Source organism: Hymenobacter caeli (genome assembly GCF_013294115.1).
In the GTDB taxonomy this organism is placed as follows: Bacteria; Bacteroidota; Bacteroidia; order Cytophagales; family Hymenobacteraceae; genus Hymenobacter; species Hymenobacter caeli.
This window is the reverse complement of the sequence record NZ_JABSNP010000001.1, coordinates 272681-290107: the sequence shown is the minus strand read 5'-3', so window position 1 is coordinate 290107 and position 17427 is coordinate 272681. Positions and strand designations below refer to the sequence as shown.

At 63.8% G+C, this 17427-nt stretch carries 17 protein-coding genes; 7 read left to right on the top strand and 10 right to left on the bottom strand.

Going from position 1 to position 17427, the window contains the following annotated elements; translation table 11 throughout:
- Positions 1–10 precede the first annotated feature (10 nt).
- From pgl to HNP98_RS01200, 5 genes are all read right to left on the bottom strand, one after another.
- Complete coding sequence (gene pgl, locus HNP98_RS01220; RefSeq protein WP_173808218.1) at positions 11–748, bottom strand: 6-phosphogluconolactonase; 738 nt, start codon at positions 746–748, stop codon at positions 11–13.
- On the bottom strand, positions 735–2249 hold the full coding sequence (gene zwf, locus HNP98_RS01215; RefSeq protein ID WP_173808217.1) for a glucose-6-phosphate dehydrogenase: 1515 nt from the start codon (positions 2247–2249) through the stop codon (positions 735–737). Before zwf ends, pgl begins: the two co-directional genes overlap by 14 nt.
- Complete coding sequence (gene gndA / locus HNP98_RS01210) at positions 2250–3779, bottom strand: NADP-dependent phosphogluconate dehydrogenase (RefSeq protein ID WP_173808216.1); 1530 nt, start codon at positions 3777–3779, stop codon at positions 2250–2252.
- Between the two features lie 116 nt (positions 3780–3895).
- Positions 3896–5278, bottom strand: a complete 1383-nt coding sequence (locus tag HNP98_RS01205; protein WP_173808215.1) for an aspartate kinase — start codon at positions 5276–5278, stop codon at positions 3896–3898.
- Positions 5279–5504: 226 nt separating this feature from the next.
- On the bottom strand, positions 5505–8156 hold the full coding sequence (locus HNP98_RS01200; RefSeq protein ID WP_173808214.1) for a PIG-L family deacetylase: 2652 nt from the start codon (positions 8154–8156) through the stop codon (positions 5505–5507).
- Between the two features lie 248 nt (positions 8157–8404).
- Between HNP98_RS01200 and HNP98_RS01195 the strand changes: the two genes are divergently transcribed.
- From HNP98_RS01195 to HNP98_RS01180, 4 genes are all read left to right on the top strand, one after another.
- The gene (locus HNP98_RS01195; RefSeq protein WP_217425607.1) at positions 8405–10168 is read left to right on the top strand and encodes a S8 family peptidase; all 1764 of its coding nucleotides are present in this window, start codon (positions 8405–8407) and stop codon (positions 10166–10168) included.
- A 263-nt stretch (positions 10169–10431) separates the two neighbouring features.
- A complete protein-coding gene (locus tag HNP98_RS01190; protein WP_173808213.1) occupies positions 10432–10914 on the top strand; it encodes a hypothetical protein in 483 nt (160 codons plus the stop codon).
- Between the two features lie 88 nt (positions 10915–11002).
- A complete protein-coding gene (locus tag HNP98_RS01185; RefSeq protein ID WP_173808212.1) occupies positions 11003–11830 on the top strand; it encodes an MOSC domain-containing protein in 828 nt (275 codons plus the stop codon).
- A gap of 194 nt (positions 11831–12024) precedes the next feature.
- Complete coding sequence (locus HNP98_RS01180) at positions 12025–12702, top strand: DUF2461 domain-containing protein (protein WP_173808211.1); 678 nt, start codon at positions 12025–12027, stop codon at positions 12700–12702.
- Between the two features lie 60 nt (positions 12703–12762).
- On the opposite strand, the gene HNP98_RS01175 is transcribed toward HNP98_RS01180, so the two are convergent.
- Positions 12763–13383, bottom strand: a complete 621-nt coding sequence (locus HNP98_RS01175) for a deoxynucleoside kinase (RefSeq protein ID WP_173808210.1) — start codon at positions 13381–13383, stop codon at positions 12763–12765.
- A 260-nt stretch (positions 13384–13643) separates the two neighbouring features.
- Between HNP98_RS01175 and HNP98_RS01170 the strand changes: the two genes are divergently transcribed.
- Positions 13644–14054, top strand: coding sequence for a hypothetical protein (locus tag HNP98_RS01170; protein ID WP_173808209.1), 411 nt, complete (start codon positions 13644–13646; stop codon positions 14052–14054).
- On the opposite strand, the gene HNP98_RS01165 is transcribed toward HNP98_RS01170, so the two are convergent.
- Positions 14051–14515 carry a hypothetical protein gene (locus HNP98_RS01165; RefSeq protein WP_173808208.1) on the bottom strand — a complete coding sequence of 155 codons (465 nt, stop codon included), beginning with the start codon at positions 14513–14515 and terminating at the stop codon, positions 14051–14053. The genes HNP98_RS01170 and HNP98_RS01165 overlap by 4 nt on opposite strands.
- Positions 14516–14622: 107 nt before the next feature.
- On the opposite strand from HNP98_RS01165, the gene HNP98_RS01160 reads away from it, so the two are divergent.
- Both HNP98_RS01160 and HNP98_RS01155 read left to right on the top strand, forming a co-directional pair.
- Positions 14623–15168 (top strand): GNAT family N-acetyltransferase, encoded by a 546-nt coding sequence (locus HNP98_RS01160; protein WP_246274905.1) that lies wholly within the window; start codon positions 14623–14625, stop codon positions 15166–15168.
- 66 nt (positions 15169–15234) lie between these two features.
- On the top strand, positions 15235–15465 hold the full coding sequence (locus tag HNP98_RS01155) for a CDGSH iron-sulfur domain-containing protein (RefSeq protein WP_173808207.1): 231 nt from the start codon (positions 15235–15237) through the stop codon (positions 15463–15465).
- 70 nt (positions 15466–15535) lie between these two features.
- Here the strand turns inward: HNP98_RS01155 and HNP98_RS01150 are convergent, their stop codons facing one another.
- The 3 genes from HNP98_RS01150 to HNP98_RS01140 all read right to left on the bottom strand — a co-directional run bounded on the left by HNP98_RS01150 (position 15536) and on the right by HNP98_RS01140 (position 17406).
- The gene (locus HNP98_RS01150) at positions 15536–15904 is read right to left on the bottom strand and encodes a hypothetical protein (RefSeq protein ID WP_173808206.1); all 369 of its coding nucleotides are present in this window, start codon (positions 15902–15904) and stop codon (positions 15536–15538) included.
- Positions 15905–15964: 60 nt separating this feature from the next.
- Complete coding sequence (locus HNP98_RS01145) at positions 15965–17008, bottom strand: hypothetical protein (RefSeq protein WP_173808205.1); 1044 nt, start codon at positions 17006–17008, stop codon at positions 15965–15967.
- Positions 17009–17151: 143 nt separating this feature from the next.
- Complete coding sequence (locus tag HNP98_RS01140) at positions 17152–17406, bottom strand: acyl-CoA-binding protein (RefSeq protein ID WP_173808204.1); 255 nt, start codon at positions 17404–17406, stop codon at positions 17152–17154.
- Positions 17407–17427 lie beyond the last annotated feature (21 nt).

Sequence of the window (17427 nt, the reverse complement as noted above, 5' to 3'; positions counted from 1 at the left end):
GGCTTGCCTTTTACTTTAAATCTACGGCCGCGGCTGCGTCCATAAACCAGTGCACGTGGCCATTACCGGGGGCAATAAGCTGCGCCGGGTACTGGTCCGCGTCGCGGGGGCCCTCCAGGATTTGCTGCACGGCCAGGGCCTTGCCCGCGCCGTATACCAGAAAGGCCGTGGCCCGCGCCTGGTTGAGGAGCGGGGCCGTCATGGTGATACGAACTGCGTTTAATTCGGCCACAAAAACCTTCTGCACGCCCACGGCTTGGGTGTGCAGCACGTCGGTGTGCGGGAAGAGCGAGGCCGTGTGGGCGTTGTCGCCCAGGCCCAGCAGCACGAGGTCGAACCGCGCCGGCTCGTCGCCGAAAAATTCCTCGATGGCCGCTCCGTACTGCGCCGCCGCCTCGGCCGGATCCAGGGTAGTATCGACGGCAAACACCTGCGCGGGGGCGATGCCGAGCGGGTCGAAAAGGGCCGTTTTGGCCATCAAATAATTGCTCTCGGGCGAGGTTTGGGGCACGTTGCGCTCATCGCCAAAGAAGAAAAACACCTTTTCCCACGCTATCCGGGCCCGATAAGTAGGCGAGGCCAGCAGCTCGTAGAGCTTTTTGGGCGAGCTGCCGCCCGACAGGGCCACAGCGAAGCGCCCGCGCTCGGCCACGGCGTGGTGGGCCGTGGCCACGAAGAAGTTGGCCAGGGCCTCCAGTACCGCGTCGGCGGTGGGGAACACGTGCAGCTGCGGGCTATTTTTTGGCATTGAGCGGAAGCGTGAACCAGTGGAAACCGTCCTTGGCCACGAGGGCTTCGGCGTCTTCGGGGCCCCAGGAGTCGGCCGAATAGTTGGGGAAGTTCTGGCTGAGGCGGGTTTGCCACGAGGTGAGGATGGGCATCACCAGGTCCCAAGCCTCCTCCACCTGGTCGCCGCGCATGAACAGGGTCTGGTCGCCGAGCATCACGTCGAGCAGCAGGGTTTCGTAGGCTTCGGGGGCCTCGCTCACGTAGGTGCCTTTGTAATCGAACACCATGTCCACGGTGTTCAGCATCATGTCCACGCCGGGGCGCTTGGCCTGCACTTGCAGGCGGATGCTCATCTCGGGCTGGATGCTGATAACCAGCCGGTTCTGGCGCATCGTCTCCGCCGTTTCGGGCGAGAAGATGAGGTGCGGCACGTCCTTGAACTGGATGGTGATGACCGACGCCGAGCGGTGCAGGCGCTTGCCCGTGCGCAGGTAGAACGGCACGCCCTGCCAGCGCCAGTTGTCCACGAAAAACTTCACCGCGGCGAAGGTTTCGGTGTTCGACACGGGGTTGGCCCCGGGCTCCTCGCGGTAGCCGGGCACCTGCTGGCCTTCCAGCCAGCCAGCGGCGTACTGGCCGCGCACGGCCTGCTCGCGCACGCTCTCGGGCGTGAAGCGGCGCATGGCCCGCAGCACGTCCACCTTGCGGTTGCGCACTTCTTCGGCCGAGAAGCTCACCGGCGGCTCCATCGCCACGATGCACAGCAGCTGCAGGAGGTGGTTCTGAATCATGTCGCGCAGGGCCCCCGAGCCGTCGTAGTAGCCGGTGCGCTCGCCCACGCCGAGGCTTTCGGTCACCGAAATCTGCACGTGCTCGATGCTGTTGCGGTTCCAGAGCGGCTCCATGATGGCATTCGCGAAGCGGAAGGCCATGATGTTCTGCACCGTTTCCTTGCCCAGGTAGTGGTCGATGCGGTAAATCTGCTTCTCCTGAAAAATGCGGCCCAACAGCAAGTTCAGTTCCTTGGCCGAGGCCAAATCGTGCCCAAACGGCTTTTCAATTACAATGCGCGTGCAGCCGGCGTCCTCCGTCAGGCCGGCCTTGGCCAGGTTTTCGGCGATGATGGGGAAGAAATTCGGGGCCACCGCTAGGTAGTAGATGACGTTGGCCGACGTCTTCCACTCGCTTTCCAGGGCCTTGATTTTCTTGCCGAAATCCTTGTACGTTTTGGCGTCCTGCACGTCGGCCGGCTGGTAGTAGATATTGGGCGCGAAGCCCTGCCACTGCTCGTCCTTCACCGGGCCGCTGCGCGAGAAGCTGTTGAGGTCGTTCAGCACCCGGGCCCGGAAGTCATCGTCGCTGAGCTTGGTGCGGCCCGTGCCGATGAAGGCGAAATGGTCGGGCATCCAGCCTTCCAGGTACAGGTTATAGAGGGCCGGGGCCAGCTTGCGGGCGTTCAGGTCGCCGGTACCGCCGAAGATGACGAACACCGTCGGCTGCGATTTCAGGAGGGCGTTCATCTACAGTTTCGGGTTAGCGGGCTCCGTGTTCGACTGCTTGGTGCTGGGCACGGGCGGCGTGGCGGGCGTCTGGTTGGCGTGCGTACCGGCCGAGGTTTCCACCTTGTCGCGCAGCCCCGTCCACTGGGTGTGGAACACGCCCTCCTTGCCGATCAGCTCGTAGGTGTGGGCCCCGAAGTAGTCGCGCTGGGCCTGGATGAGGTTGGAGGGCAGCCGGGCCGTGCGGAAGGCGTCGAAGTAGCCCAGCGCACTGGTGTAGGCGGGCACGGCGAGGCCGGTGGCCACGGCGGCGGCCACCACGGTGCGCACGCCGGGGGCGGCCGCCAGCACCAGCTGCTGCACCGCGCCGTCCAGCAGCAAGTGCGCCAGGCCCTTGTCGTTCTGGAAAGCGTTGAAGATGTCGTTCAAAAACGTGGAGCGGATGATGCAGCCGCCGCGCCAGATTTTGGCGATGGTGGCCAGGTCCAGCTCGTACTTGTACTCTTCCGAGGCCTTGGCCAGCATGTGCATCCCCTGGGCGTAGGCCATAATCATGCTGAAGTAGAACGCCTGCTCCAGGCTGGCGAGGAAGGCCGCCCGGTCCACCGCCAGCGACGCGTCGGCGGTGGGGTAGAGCTGGGCCAGCTGCCCGCGCAGCTCCTTGTACTTCGAGAGGTCGCGCATCGACACGGCCGTGTCCACGGTCGGCAGGGGGGCCTGCAGGTTCATGGCTTCCTGCGAGGTCCACTTGCCGGTGCCCTTGGCGCGGGCCTCGTCCTTGATGTCGTCGAGCAGCAGGTGGTCGGTGCCGGGCGCGTCGAAGGCGAAAATATCCTTTGTAATGTCGAGCAGGAAGGATTGCAAGCGGCCCTCGTTCCAGCCGGCGAACACCTGGCCGATGGCGGCGTTGTCCATTTCGAGGCCGTTTTTAAGCAGGCCGTAGGTTTCGGCAATCAGCTCCATCAGGCCGTATTCGATGCCGTTGTGCACCATTTTCACGAAGTGGCCGGCCGCCCCGGGGCCCATGTAGGCCACGCAGGGGGCCCCGTCCACTTTGGCCGCGATGGCCTCGAACACCGGCTGCATCGTTTTGTAGGCTTCGGCGTCGCCGCCGGGCATCATGCTGGGGCCAAACCGGGCCCCTTCTTCACCGCCCGACACGCCCATGCCGAAAAAGTGGAAGCCCTTGCTTTCCAAATCCTTGGCCCGGCGCTCGGTGTCGGTGAAGTGCGAGTTGCCGCCGTCGATGAGGATGTCGCCGGGACTCAGCAGCGGCAGCATCTCAGCAATTACGCTGTCCACGATGGCACCGGCGGGCACCAGCATCATGATGGCGCGGGGCGTTTTGATGCTGTGCACGAAGGCCGCGGGGTCGGTGAAGCCCTGCACGGGCTTGCCCTGGCCTTCCTGGCCGAGCAGGTCCACCTGTTTCTGGTTTTTGTCGTACCCGGCCACGGCAAAGCCGTGGTCGGCCATGTTCAGCAGCAGGTTGCGGCCCATCGTGCCGAGGCCAATCATGCCAAAAGCGTACTGCGTGGGGTTGGGGCTCATGGATTATTGCAGGTTTGGGGAGGAAAATGCCCGGGCATCCGGGCCACGAAGAAAGCAAAGAAGCGCACGGCTATACGCAAGCCGCCAAGGTTGGGCTACCGGGGCCGGGGGTGGGGTCACCCGTCCGCCAGGCTCTGGTTCAGCGCCACGATGGCCCCTTTGTAATCGTCGCGGGCGATGATGAACTGAATGTTGACCTTGCGCAGCGCGAAGCCGGCGCTTTTAATGTTGATGCTGGCCTCGGCCAGGGCCCCGGCGGCCTGGGCCAGCAGGCCGGGCCGGTCGATGTTGGAGCCGATGAGGCAGACCATTGCCGTTTTTTCCACCGTCACCTTTTCGTACTGGGCTTCGAGCTGCGGCACCAGCTGCTTTTTCAGGTCTTTCTCCCAAATCAATACCGAAATGCTGTTGGCGCTGGTGGCCTTGAAGGCATAGCTGATGCCCAGCTCGTAGAAAATCTGCATGATGGCCAGGTCGAAGCCGGCCGTGCCCACCATCTGCGGGTCATACACGTCCACCATCACCACCTTGTCGGTGCCCGTAATCACCTCCACCCGCGTTTGGGCCGACACGTAGTCCTTGGTAATCAGCGTGCCGGCGTGGGCGGGCTCGAAGGTGTTCTTGATGCGCAGGTTGATGCCGTTAATTTCCAGCGGCTTCGACGCCTTGGGGTGAATGGCCTCCATGCCCACGTCGGCCAGCTGGTCGGCCACGTCGTAGTTGGTGGCCCCCACCGGGTGGCAATGTTCGAGGCCCACCAGGCCCGGGTCGGCCGAGCACAAGTGATATTCTTTGTGGATAATGGCCTCCTGGGGCCGCACCGCCACGGCTATCTTGCTGAAGGTCACCTCCGAATATCCGCGGTCGAACTCGCGCATGATGCCCTCCGTGCCCTTGGTGTAGCCGGTGGCAATGCAGATGGTTTCGGCAAACGTGATGCCCTCGAAGGCGTGCGCAATGCGCTCGTCGATGGTGTAGGGCTGGTGGTCGTGGAAGCCGCTCAAATCCACCAGCGTAGCATTTACCCCCTTGCTTTGCAGGATGTTGACGGAATTGAACGCCGAATGCGCTTCGCCGATGGAGGCCAGGATTTCGCGGGCCGCTTGCAGAATGTTCTCGCTGCTCACGTAGCCCGAGGCCAGCACGTTCACCAGGCTGTCGAGGTAGGTTTTGGCGTCCTGCATTCGCTGCTCGATGAAGGCGTCGGCCACGGCCAGGTCGAGGCCCAGCGGCACGTACTGCTGGTTCAGGGCCTTGAGTTGGGCCGTCACATCGCGCAGCGATTGGTGGAATTCCTTGAATTCGCTGATGCGGTGGTACACGCCGGGCGCGCCGGTTTTCTTGTTCTCCAGCAGCCAGTTGGTTACGCCCGCGTAGGCCGACACCACGAAGATGCGGTTGTACAATTCGGGGCCCCGGCGGTTGTAAAAGATGATGTTGTTGAGCACGTCGCCAAAGGCGCTCATCGACGTGCCGCCGATTTTTTCTACTGTCAGCACTAGGTTTTGCAGAATGGATGAGCGGCAAACTTAGCCACGGGGCCCCGGTAGCGACATGAAAAAGGCCGCGGCAATGCCTGACGTGGTGGTCCGGCGACTTTTTCAGTCGTCGGGCCACTCTGACGATTGAACGACTATCACTTGAACAGCGGCTGGCCCCTAACGCCGGAGTGGCCCGACGACGGAAAAAGTCGCCGGACCACTGCGCCTGACCGCTAAAAGGCCGTTACTGCACCGGTTCCTTGCCGTAGGAAATCATGTTGGTGATGATGCGGTAGGCCCCCGGCACGCCGGCCGGCAGCTCCCGGAACAGCGACAAGCCGGTGTAGATGTAGTGGCCCTTGCCGTAGTCCGTCACCAGGATGGCGCTTTCCTTGGCCGCCTCGCCGGGGTCGTGGCTGCTGATGACGGGCTGGTACTTGGGGTCCCACTGCGAGGGGTAGTACAGGCCCTGCTCCTGCACCCAGCCCTTGAAATCCTGCTCGGTGAGCTTGTTGGGGCTGTTTAGCAGCGGGTGCCGGGGCTTGAGGAACGTGACGGGCGCGTCCTCCACCGTTACCCGGTCGTTGGAAAGCGTCAGCGGGTAGGGCCCGATCTGGGGCAGCACGGTGCCGCGGTTCACCGCGTACTGCACCACCACGTTGCCGCCGCCCTCGATGTACTTGAGCAGCTCGGCCTGCTTGGTTTTGAGCTGCTCGACGGTGTTGTAGGCCCGCACGCCGAGCACCACGGCGTCGAACTGCCGGAGGCGGGCGGCGCTGATGTCCTCGGGTTTAAGCAGGGTCACGTTGTAGCCGATTTGGCGCAGGGCCTCGGGCACCTCGTCGCCGGCCCCCATGAGGTAGCCCACATTTTGGCCGCGGCGCACCAGCTGGAGCTTCACCAGCGGCGCCGTGGCCTCGGGAAACAGCGTTTGGGTGGGGATGTGCGGGTAGTCGATGGTCTGGATGCCGCGGGTGTAGGCCTGGCCGTCCACCGTGGCCACGGCGCGCACTTCGGCCTTGCCCTCGGGGGCCCCCGCGCCCGGGCGCAGCGTGAAGTTGACGGTCTGCTCGTCGTCCTTGTTCTTCAAATCGAACGGCGCCGTGGCCGGCTCCACCTGCCAGCCAGCGGGCACCTGCAAGGCCAGGGCCCCGCGCACCCCGGCGCGCCCAGCCCGCAGCGTCACGGGAATGGTTTTGGGCTGCGCATCGGCGAAGACGTAGGCGCGGGCGGCGGGAATGTTCACCATCACCGGCGGCACCACTACCAGCGGCTGGTACAGCTCGCCCAGCGTGGGGTCGGTGTGCTTGTATTGGACGGGGACGGTATAAATAAGCTTCGTTGTATTTACCTGTACAACAAAAGCAATTCCGGCAGCAGGCGGATTTATTGGCCTTCCTGTTAGTTGCTGTTTAGATTCTAGATAGCCAAAGCTGCCAGTAGGTTCATCTGCTGGCATGAGGCTGAGGCCAAGTTTGGACTCAGCCAGCATTCCAGCCGCATCTGTCGTTTCGGGAAACCCTAGTCGCTCCGGTACTTTGTACATACCCGTACTACCAGCTTGTTGTAGCCAATAAGGCTGAGATTCATCACCCGAAAATTTCATCTGCACATTTTCCCTTAAATTAATTAGTTTGTTCTGCTGTAAAACGAGGGTACTGTCAAGCATAAATCCCCCGTAAATACCAGTGATACTAATTGGCACGTTCGATTTATTAATTGCCTCGATAGTTATCTGCAAAGGCTGTCCCCGAGTAACAGTTGGCTGTGCGGCCGTAACATCTAAAGTTAGTCCCAGGCAAGCCTGAATCAAGTTTTCTACCTCCTGCTTCTTCTGCACTTTCCAAAAAGAAGGGTCAGGTACATTACCTACCCACGCCTGCGGCTTTATATAAAGATTAGCCCGCACCTTCAGCAGCTCCGCCACGCTGGCGCTGGGGTTACTCGGGTCATACTTCCGAATTACCTCGTCAATCATCTTCCCAATGGCTGCGCCGCCGGGCACGCGGCTCCAGGTTTGGTCGATGCCGTCGAACAAATCCTTCGTGGCGGGGGCCCCTTTTACGGGTTGGAAATACTCCAGCGCCTCGCCGCGGGTGGCGGCTGAGCCGAAGCCCTGGCTGCGGTGGCTGGAGCGGCTGCGGGCCGCAATTTCGCCGTAGCTCTGGCCCAGCAGCGGGTTGTAGCCGCCGGCGTCGAGGCTGAGGTAGCCGGCCATGTTTTCGCCGGGCTTCACGAAGAAGCTGCCCGTGTTCCAGAGCAGGCGCTTGGGCTGCCAGGCTTGCACGTACTTCAGCTGCTCGGGGAAGCGCTTGGGGTCGCCGGCGGCGTCGAAGGCTTCGGCGGCCAGGATGGCGCTGGCCTGGTGGTGGCCGTGGCCGGCGCGCGGGTCGGGCGGGAAGCGGGTGATGAGCACGTCGGGCCGGCGCTGGCGGATGACCCACACTATGTCGGCCAGCACCTGCTCCTTGTCCCAGATGGTGAAGGTTTCGGCCGACGTTTTGGAAAACCCGAAGTCGTTGGCGCGGGTGAAAAACTGCCGGCCGCCGTCGATGCGCCGCGCCGCCAGCAGCTCCTGCGTGCGGATGACGCCGAGCTGCTCGCGCAGCTCGGGGCCGATGAGGTCCTGGCCGCCGTCGCCGCGGGTGCAGCTCAGGTAGCTGGTTTCGAGCAGGCGGCCGTTGGCGAAGTAGGCGATGAGGCGCGTGTTCTCGTCGTCGGGGTGGGCGGCGATGTACATCACCGAGCCCAGCACATTGAGCTTTTTCAGCCCCAGCAAAATCTCGGACGACGTATAAGTTTTGGGGGCCTGGGCTTTTGCTTCAGTGAGCAATGAGCAATGAGCAATGAGCAAGGCCAGGCAGAGGCGGGCGGCGGGGCGGAGCGAGAGGGGCATAGGAGGGCAAACCGGTTCGGGGCGTGAAGTTACCGGGCAACCCCTCACCAGGTAACTTCTCGGATCTGTTGCATGCCGGGGCCGCCCTCGGGGCGACCTCACCTCTTCCCACCGGATTCCGCGCATCAAGCGGCGTGGGCCGGAAGAGGGGCTGCCCCCGCCGCAACGCTCTGCCCCTAGAGCCCGTCTTTCGCCCGCTTGCCGTTTCTTTGCCGCTGGCCGCACCGCCGCGGCGTTTTCCCTTCCGCATGACCGTTTTCACCTTCCGCCCCTGGACGTTTGCCCTGGCCGCCCTGGCCCTCCCCACCCTGAGCGCCTGCACCCGCGGGGCCGTGCCCGCCGCCGCCCAAAGCACCGCGGCCGCCACATCCATTGCGGCCCCCACCCCGCCAGCGGCCCCCATAGCCGCCGCCGCGGTGCCAGCTGCAACGCCCGCCAAACCCGCTACGCCCCCCGGCCCCACCGCCGCCGAAGCCACGGCCGCCCAGTGGCACCTGAAAGACCCGCAGCTGGACAAAATCCCCGGCATTGGCGACACCCGTGCCTACGCCGAGCTGCTAAAGGGCCGCACCCCCACGCTCGTCGTGGTGGCCGTGATTGACTCGGGCGTGGACACGGCCCACGTCGATTTGAAGCCCATCTTCTGGACCAATGCCCGGGAGATTCCCGGCAACGGCATCGACGACGACCACAACGGCTACATCGACGACGTGCACGGCTGGAACTTCCTGGGCGGGGCCGACGGCCGCAACATCGGCGACGAAACCCTGGAGGTGACGCGCATCGTGGCCAAGGACCGGCCGCGCTTCAAAGGCAAGGTGCGCACAGCCATTCCGGCGGCCCAGCGGGCCGAGTTTGACATGTACACCAAGGCCGAAAAAGCCTTCACCGCCCGCACCAAAAAGGAAACCGAAAACGTGGCGCAGGTCGACGAGATGGCCGGCCCGCTGAAGATGATGGTGGCCGCCCTGAAAAAGGACCTCAACGTGGAGCGCCTCGACACGGCCACCCTGCACCGCGCCCAGCCCACCAACGACAACATGCGCGGCCTCAGCCGGGCCCTCGACCAGAACCTGCGCCAGATGGGCCTGGCCGACACCGACGCCCTGGAAAAAGAGCTGGACAGCGGCTCCAAGGAAGAGCACAGCATGCTCGACAACTCCCTGAACCTGAAGTTCAACCCGCGGGCCGACATCATCAAGGACAACCCCGACGACGTGGCCCAGCGCAGCTACGGCAACAACGACCTGCACGGGCCCGACCCGCTGCACGGCACCCACGTGTCGGGCATCATCGCGGCCGTGCGCGACAACAACCTCGGCGTGCAGGGCGTGGCCGGGCCCCTGGTGCGCATCATGACGGTGCGGGCCGTGCCCAACGGCGACGAGCGCGACAAAGACGTGGCCAACGCCATCCGCTACGCCGTCGACAACGGAGCCAAGGTCGTCAACATGAGCTTCGGCAAGGAGTTTTCGCCCCAGCGCCCGGCCGTGGAGGCCGCTTTCCAGTACGCCGCCGCCCACGACGTGCTGCTGGTGCACGCCGCCGGCAACGAGAACGACGACCTCGACGTGACCAACCACTACCCCTCGGCCCTGAGCCTGGCCGGCCAGCCCTTCCCCAACCTGCTCACCGTGGGGGCCAGCAGCCAGCACGACGACGCCACGCTGGCCGCCGAGTTCTCCAACTACAGCAAGCGCCAGGTGGACGTGTTTGCGCCCGGCGTGGCCATTTACAGCACCTTGCCCGGCAGCACCTACGGCACCGAGAGCGGCACCAGCATGGCCTCGCCCGTGACGGCCGGCGTGGCGGCGGCCCTCAAGTCGTACTTCCCCGCCCTCACAGCGGTGCAGCTCAAGGACATCATCCGGCGCTCGGCCCAGGTGCACCACACGCAGGTGTTGGTGCCCGGCAGCACCGCCAAAAAGGTGGATTTCGCCACGCTCTCGAACACCGGCGGCGTGATTGATTTGTACGAGGCCGTGAAACTAGCCGAAACAATGGCGAAATAGGTTTTAACGGCTGTCTAAGTCGATTTTTGGCTTCCGCAACGCCGTAGAGACGCATCCTTGCGTCTCAGGATTGAACAGTGTCCGGACAAGACGTTCAGTTCTAAGACGCAAGGATGTGTCTCTACATCGCGCCGACGTTAACTCAAACGGCCTCATAACAATTATTCAGGAGTTCGTCAGACTGCCGTACTTATTTAGCGATTGGCCGACGCGCCGGCAGCGCAGCACCTCCGCTGCGTTGCCTGGCCCGCCCGCTGCTCCGCATGAACAAGTTAATGCGCCTGGCCAAACACCGTGGGAAACTGCTTTTTCTGCTCTTGCCGCTGCATCCTTTTTTGATGCAGGCGCAGGGGCCCGATACCGCCGCGAGAAAAGACAGCGCCATCAAAGTCAGCGTCGTGCAAAACGGCCGGTATTCCCACTTGCTGTACACCGTCAACAACGAGCCGCTCACGGGCGCAACGCTGAAAGCCGTGCTGAAGTCCTACCCAAAATCCGCCGAGGAGCTGCGCAAGTACCGCGCGCAACGACGGTTGGCCTTTGGCCTGTTGCCAGTGTACGTTGCCACTCTAATTGTAGGCGGTGTTCAATCGGACAAACAAAAGGATACCCCTGGCTCCCCGTTTAGCAAAGCGCCGGTACCTTTTTCAATTGCACTCGGTGCATTTTTTGGCAGCATCGTTCTATTTGCCTCGGACAACCATTTTGCCAAAGCAATAGAGGTGTATAACGGCCGGTTTAAGTAGCGAAAGGGGTAGGGCCCCCGCCGGAAACCGGGCCGTCCGCCGCAACCCGGCCGCCGGGCGCAGCCCCCCCCGCCATCATCCCAATAGCATGTTCACCCTTACCCAACTTTTCGTTTACCCCGTCAAGTCGCTCGGCGGGGTGGCGGTGAACGAGGCGGAGGTCACCGGCCGGGGCCTGCGCCACGACCGCCGCTGGCTGCTGGTGGACGCTAATAACCGCTTCCTCACCCAGCGCCAGCACCCCGAGCTGGCCCTGCTGGCCGTGGCGGCGGCCCACAACGGTTGGCTGCTTTCGCACCGCCAGCGGCCCGAATTGCTGCCGCTTTACATCCCGTTCGAGGCCACGCCCGAGCGCACGGCGTTCGTCACCATCTGGGACGACTTGGTGTGGGCCTGGCGCGGCGAGGCCGTGGCCGATGCCTGGCTGAGCGCGGCCCTGGGGCGCGACATCCGGCTCGTGTACATGTCCGACATGGTGCGGCGGGCCGTGGAGCCGGCCCTGAACCCCGGGGGCCAGCTCACCAGCTTTGCCGACGAATACCCGTTCCTGCTCCTCGGCGAAGCGGCCCTGGCCGACCTCAACCAGCGCCTAGCCACCCCCGTGCCCCTGAACCGTTTCCGGCCCAACCTGGTGTTCAGCGGGGGCCCGGCCTACGACGACGACGCCTGGGCCGAGTTCCAAATCGGCGACGTGCCCTTCCGGGCCGTGCGCGGCTGCGGCCGCTGCGTGCTGACGACCATCGACCAGGCCACCGCCGTGAAAACCCCGCACGGCGAGCCCCTGCGCACCCTGGCCACCTACCGCAGCGTGGACGGCAGCGCCCTGTTTGGCCAGAACGTGACCGGGCCCGGCCACGGCCGCCTACGCGTGGGCGACGCCTTGACGGTGCTGCGTTATCTAGCTGTTAGCCATTAGCTGCTGGCTGTTAGCATTAAAAAAAAGTACGGTCATGCCGAGCGCAGCCGAGGCATCTCGCGTGCGGCAGTAATCCAATCCGTGCAACGACGCACGCGAGATGCCTCGGCTGCGCTCGGCATGACGGGCTGAATAACTTTTTTTTAAATTCCCAAATAGCTAACAGCCAGCAGCTAAAAGCTAATAGCCCAAAAATGGACCTCGCCTACCTCCTGGATTTTTTGCGCCGCCTGGCGGCCAACAACAACACGCCCTGGATGGCCGAGCACCGCCCCGACTACCAGCGGGCCCGCGCCGCCTTCGCCGAACTCATTGGCCAGGTGCTGGCCAAAGTGGCCAGCACCGACCCATCGCTGGTGGGCCTCACTCCCACCGAGGCCATGTTTCGGCTGCATAAGAACGACCGGGGCCACCGCGACCCCGAGCCCTACAAGCGGCGCATGGGCGCCGGCCTACTGCACGGCGGCCGCCACGCCGCCCGCGCCGGCTACTACCTGGGCGTGCAGCCCGGGGGCCAGTCGTCGCTGCGGGTGGGCTTCTACCACACCACGCCGGCGCTGCTGGGGGCCCTGCGCCAGGAAATCCACTACAACGCCGCCGAATTCCACCGGCTGCGGCAGGCCCCCGGGCTGCTGCGCCACTTTCCCGCCGGCCTCACCACCGGCGGCGAGCAGCTGGTGCGCCCGCCCAAAGGCTACCCCGCCGACCACCCCGACCTGGCCTGGCTGAAGCTCAAAAGCTTCGGCGCGGTGCGCCTTTTTTCGGATGCCGAGGTGGTGGGCCCCGGCTTTGTGGCCCAGGCCGTGGCGGGCATCGCAGCGGCCCGGCCGCTGGTCAGTTTCCTCAACGAAGCCCTGGAGCCGAACGGGTAACGGGTCAGTGATTGAGGGTTGCTGGTTGCTTCCAGAATTCCTGAACAACCAGCAATCAACTCAGAACAGGCCAAAAAGCGTGGCGTTGATGCGCTCGACGACGGTGCCCAGGTCTTCGGCGTTGCGCACGTAGTCCAGCTCGCTCACGTCGATGATGAGGTGGCGGCCGGGGTAGGCGGCAATCCACTTCTCGTAGTGCTCGTTGAGGTTTTTGAGGTATTCGATGCTGATGCTGTTCTCGTACTCGCGCCCGCGCTGCTCAATCTGGCGGATGAGCTTCGAGAGGTCGGCGCGCAGGTAGAGCAGCAAATCGGGCGGCTCCACGAGGCTGACCATTGAGTCGAACAGGCCCCGGTAATTCTCGTAGTCGCGGGTGGCCAGCAGGCCCGACTCGTGCAGGTTGGCCGCAAAAATGTGGGCGTCCTCGTAAATGGTGCGGTCCTGCACCACGCCCTTGCCGGCCCGCGTCAGCTCCTTGATGCGCTGCGTCTGGCGGAAGCGCCCGTTGAGGAAGTACACCTGCAAGTGAAACGCCCAGCGGGGCATGTCGTGGTAAAAATCCTTGAGGTAGGGGTTGTCGTCCACGTCCTCCAGAAATACCTCCCAGCGGAAATGGTGGGCCAGCTTGTGGGCCAGGGTGGTTTTGCCGGCCCCAATGTTGCCGACGATGGCAATGTGCATACGCGCTTAGGCTGATTCAGCAGAAAAAAGAAGAACCCCAAAGGTAAGCCCCGCTCCCAAAGCCGGCTTTAAAACGGCCCCTCCGGGAGGATTCCGATTACCTAATCATATTAGTAATCATATATAAATACTATTTTCCGAACTTATGGTGAAATATTTACCTTATCCAGGCCTACTTCTTTATTCTGTCCTCTTGTTTTTCTGAAAACTTGCTTAATCCGCACCCCATGCCATCGCCCGCTTTCGTTTTGCTGGAAAAAATGACCGATAGCCACGGTGTTCCTTTAGCTGATTACTACCATTGCCAGCCCGATAACCTTCTTTACGTGCGCTGGCACGGCCACCTGACCGGCGACACGGTGGTGGAAACTTTCCGCCAAACCCTGTACTGGCAGCGCCGCCTGGCCCCGCGGCAGCTGCTGCTCGACCGCAGCCGCACCACCGGCGTTTGGGAAGAAGCTCTGCCCTGGATTCAGTTCGAATGGCTGCCCGAATCCGTCGCCCTGCGCCTCGAGCAGGTGCACTGCGTACTCGTCGGCAACCCCCTGGACGAGCACTGCTGCCAGGAATTCGTTGGCATTGTGGAGCGCCGGCTACCGGTGCACCTGTTCCACAGCAGCCACCAGGCCCTGGCCCGGCTGTGCCGCCCCATGGCCCAGCCGATGGCTTAGCCGTCAAGGCGCCCCTTCAATTTGCGGGCCCCTTGCAAGGTGTGGAACTCGGCCTGGGCCGAGCGGATGTTGAGGCGCTCCTGGATGGAGAGCGAGGTGCGCACCTGCTCGTAGCGCTGGTTGAGCCGGGCGAGCACGGTGGCGGCGGCGCTCCAGTCGTCGTCGCCCCACTGGCGGTACTGGTCCTGGCACGCGCCGATGAAGTTTTCGTAGAGGTCGGGCAGGTCGGCGGCGCTGGCGCGGGCCGGGTCCGCGCCGTCGCCCAGCAGGCGGGCGGTGGGCGTAGCGGCCGCCGCGGGGCGGGCCGCGCCGGCCGGCCGCCGGGCGCTGGGGCGGCTGCCCACCAGCTCGCCGGACCGGCGCAGGCTGTCGGGCACGTTGGCAATTTGGGCGCGGGCGGGGGCCCCGGCGGCCAGCAGCAGGGCGGCCAGGGGCAGCGCGGTTTTCAGGAAATTGGGCATAAACGAAGGGAACCCGAACGGGCGCTGGGCGTAAAGTGAACGTTGGAAACAGCCATTCCGTACAAAAAGCGGGCAAGTTTTGGTTTTTTTCGCCCCAATTTTGCGTTTTGCTCTCCCGCCGTATGACCACCTCGCCCGCGCCGCCGCGCATTGTGCCCGCTACCCTCCGCGACATTCCCACCATCATCCAGCTGGCCGAAGGCACCTGGGAGCCCACTTACCGCTTCATCCTCTCGCGCGAGCAGATGGAGTACATGTACCGCGTCATTTACACGCCCGCCGCTCTCAAGCGCCAGATGGCCGAGCAGCAGCACCTCTTCCTGCTGGCCTACGTGGACGGCCAGCCGGCGGGCTACGCCTCGTTCGGGCCCCAGCCCCCCACCGCGCCCACCGAAGCCGCGCCCACCGAGTACAAGCTGCACAAAATTTACGTGCTGCCCACCCAGCAGGGCCAGGGCCTGGGCCTGCACCTCATCGAAGCCGTGGAGGACGCCGCCCGCCGCGCCGGGGCCCACACCCTCGACCTGAACGTGAACCGCTACAACCCCGCCATCAGCTTCTACGAGCGGCGCGGCTTCGTGCGCCAGCGCGAAGAAAACGTGCCCATCGGCCCCTACTTCATGAACGATTACGTGATGCGCAAAACCCTCTGAAGGCACCCAGGACTCGGTTATCGGTCCTCTACAACTGTTTATACCTCACCATCCACCCCTCGTAAAATGGCTACCAAACTCACCGTCCTTTCCAATGGCTCCCTCCGCGTGGAAGGCGAAGACATCGAGCTGGTCGACGCCCAAGGCCAGCCCTATGGCCTCGGCGGCCGCCAGCGCATCAGCATCTGCCGCTGCGGCCTCTCCAACCAAAAGCCGTTCTGCGACGGCTCGCACAAGGGCCACTTCGAGCACGACGCCACGGCGTTCGATTTGCCCGCGCCTAAGCCGGCGGTGTAGCCACGGCGGCATTCACTTGTAGAAAAGGCAGTCGCTCCGGGCCGGAGCAACTGCCTTTTCTGCGTTCCCACTAGCTGGCTGGGGTAACGAGGCGGGTGAGCAGGGCCACGGCGGCATCGGGGTCTTCTACTTCGATGATGAGGCGGGTAAACTGCTCGTCGGCCAGGTCCACTACGATGGTATTGGCGTCGTGCTGCACGTCTAAAAACGAGGGCTTGCCATCGAAAAAGCCGTCCAGGTAGAACGTGCCGGCCTTCAGGAAGCCCGGGACGTGGGTGCCGGGCATGCGCAGGCCGGGGGCATGCGCAGCCTGGGCGTCGCGCCGGGCCCCCTTAATGTTGGCCTGCGGGATGCGCAATTCGCTGCGCAGCGCCCAGAGCTTGTGCCAGCCTTCCACGACGAAGACCACCGCATCATCCTGTTGTTCAATCTTGACCATAGCGAAAAGGGTGGCCGCAGCCGTTAGGGTACGCGTTGAAACAATGTATGACCGGTAGGCCTATGGCATTACAGTGGACAAGGTACGGGGGCCCAGCATGAGCCACAGGTTCTGCCTCACCAGGTCGCCCATCGAGTCGCAGTAGTCGAATTTTTGGGTGCGGTGGTAGCGGTTGAGGGCGGTTTTTAGCTCCTCCACTTTCTCGGGCGGCGCGAGGTCGTGGGCCCGCATCACGTCGAGCAGGGCCCGCAGGCGGTGGCGCTCGGCGCGGGCGCGGCGGGCCATCAGGGTGCGCTCCTCGGTTTGGTACTGACGCACGTTTTCGGGCTTCAGCAGGCGGGCGCACAGGTCCACCACGGCGGCGTTGTCGGCAAAATACCGGGGCTGGTACATGCGCTGGTTGCCCTCGTAGCTCTGCTGGTCGAAATCGATGGCCCGCACCCGGTATTGCTCGTCCTCGAAGTCGGGCGTGATGGCCACCACGTAATTGTAGGCCCGCATGTCGCCCAGCAGCCGGGCAAAGCAGCGCTCGTTGAACTTCACGAACTCCTTGGCGATGCGCACCTGGTTGAGGTGCGGCTGGCTCAGGCGCAGGCGGATGAAGTCGTCGCCCGGGATGCCGGCAATGTGCTCCTCAATCAGGGTGGGGCCGCTGGTGAGGAAGTTCATCGAGTTGGGCGAGAGCAGGTGCTCCAGCTCCAGGCCGTAGAGGCGCGAGGCGTCGGCCTGCTTCACGTAGAAGAAATCGTAGTTGTCGTTGAGCTGGTTGAGAATCCGCACCCGGAACGGCTGCGAGTTGCCGAAGTGGCAGAAGTCGATGCGGTCGGCCACGAGGCTGTCGGTAAACGAGAGGTCGCCGGCCGTTTTCAGCAGCGCGTACACCTGGGCCAGGCCCGCGCTCAGCTCCCGCAGGGCCTGGGGCTCGTAGTATACCGTCTGCCAGAGGGTGTCGCGCCCGGCCCGGTCGTGCAGGGCAAACGAGCCGCTGTAGCTCCGCAAATCGGCGTAGCTCACCGCCAGCGGGGCCTCGCGGTCGTAGTCGCGCAGGTACTGCCGCAGGGCAGGCGTGATGGGGTAGCTGGGCTTTTTGCGGGAGATGTGCATTGGGGGAATGAGTGAATGGGTGAATGGGTGAATGAGGATTTAGGGCAGATGCTCGCTTCTTCATCCCATCATTCGCTCGTCCACCTGCCAATTAAATTTTAGGAATTTATACCAGCTGCTTATACCCCCATTCACCCATTCACCTACCCCGCCAGCTCCCCCACCAGCGCCACGTACTGCTGGCGGGCGGCATCTTTGCTGAGGCCGCGCAGGGCGCTCCAGGCGTCGTGCTTGGCAATGGCTTTGAAGTCGAAGCCGCCGGGACGGGCCCCGGTCACGTCGCCGTCGGTGGCCTGCTTGTAGAGGGCGTAGAGCTGGAGCAGCACGGTGTTGGCGGGCTTGCCGGGCAGCTGCTGGGCCCGCTGGGCGGCGGCTTCAAAATCTTCCTGGGTGGTCATGGGAGGTATTTGGGGATGATA

Coding starts and splice junctions, on each gene's coding strand:
- pgl (WP_173808218.1), bottom strand. CDS start 748: ATGCCAAAAAATAGCCCGCAGCTGCACGTGTTCCCCACCGCCGACGCG.
- zwf (WP_173808217.1), bottom strand. CDS start 2,249: ATGAACGCCCTCCTGAAATCGCAGCCGACGGTGTTCGTCATCTTCGGC.
- gndA (WP_173808216.1), bottom strand. CDS start 3,779: ATGAGCCCCAACCCCACGCAGTACGCTTTTGGCATGATTGGCCTCGGC.
- HNP98_RS01200 (WP_173808214.1), bottom strand. CDS start 8,156: ATGCCCCTCTCGCTCCGCCCCGCCGCCCGCCTCTGCCTGGCCTTGCTC.
- HNP98_RS01195 (WP_217425607.1), top strand. CDS start 8,405: ATGACCGTTTTCACCTTCCGCCCCTGGACGTTTGCCCTGGCCGCCCTG.
- HNP98_RS01190 (WP_173808213.1), top strand. CDS start 10,432: ATGAACAAGTTAATGCGCCTGGCCAAACACCGTGGGAAACTGCTTTTT.
- HNP98_RS01185 (WP_173808212.1), top strand. CDS start 11,003: ATGTTCACCCTTACCCAACTTTTCGTTTACCCCGTCAAGTCGCTCGGC.
- HNP98_RS01180 (WP_173808211.1), top strand. CDS start 12,025: ATGGACCTCGCCTACCTCCTGGATTTTTTGCGCCGCCTGGCGGCCAAC.
- HNP98_RS01175 (WP_173808210.1), bottom strand. CDS start 13,383: ATGCACATTGCCATCGTCGGCAACATTGGGGCCGGCAAAACCACCCTG.
- HNP98_RS01170 (WP_173808209.1), top strand. CDS start 13,644: ATGACCGATAGCCACGGTGTTCCTTTAGCTGATTACTACCATTGCCAG.
- HNP98_RS01165 (WP_173808208.1), bottom strand. CDS start 14,515: ATGCCCAATTTCCTGAAAACCGCGCTGCCCCTGGCCGCCCTGCTGCTG.
- HNP98_RS01155 (WP_173808207.1), top strand. CDS start 15,235: ATGGCTACCAAACTCACCGTCCTTTCCAATGGCTCCCTCCGCGTGGAA.
- HNP98_RS01150 (WP_173808206.1), bottom strand. CDS start 15,904: ATGGTCAAGATTGAACAACAGGATGATGCGGTGGTCTTCGTCGTGGAA.
- HNP98_RS01145 (WP_173808205.1), bottom strand. CDS start 17,008: ATGCACATCTCCCGCAAAAAGCCCAGCTACCCCATCACGCCTGCCCTG.
- HNP98_RS01140 (WP_173808204.1), bottom strand. CDS start 17,406: ATGACCACCCAGGAAGATTTTGAAGCCGCCGCCCAGCGGGCCCAGCAG.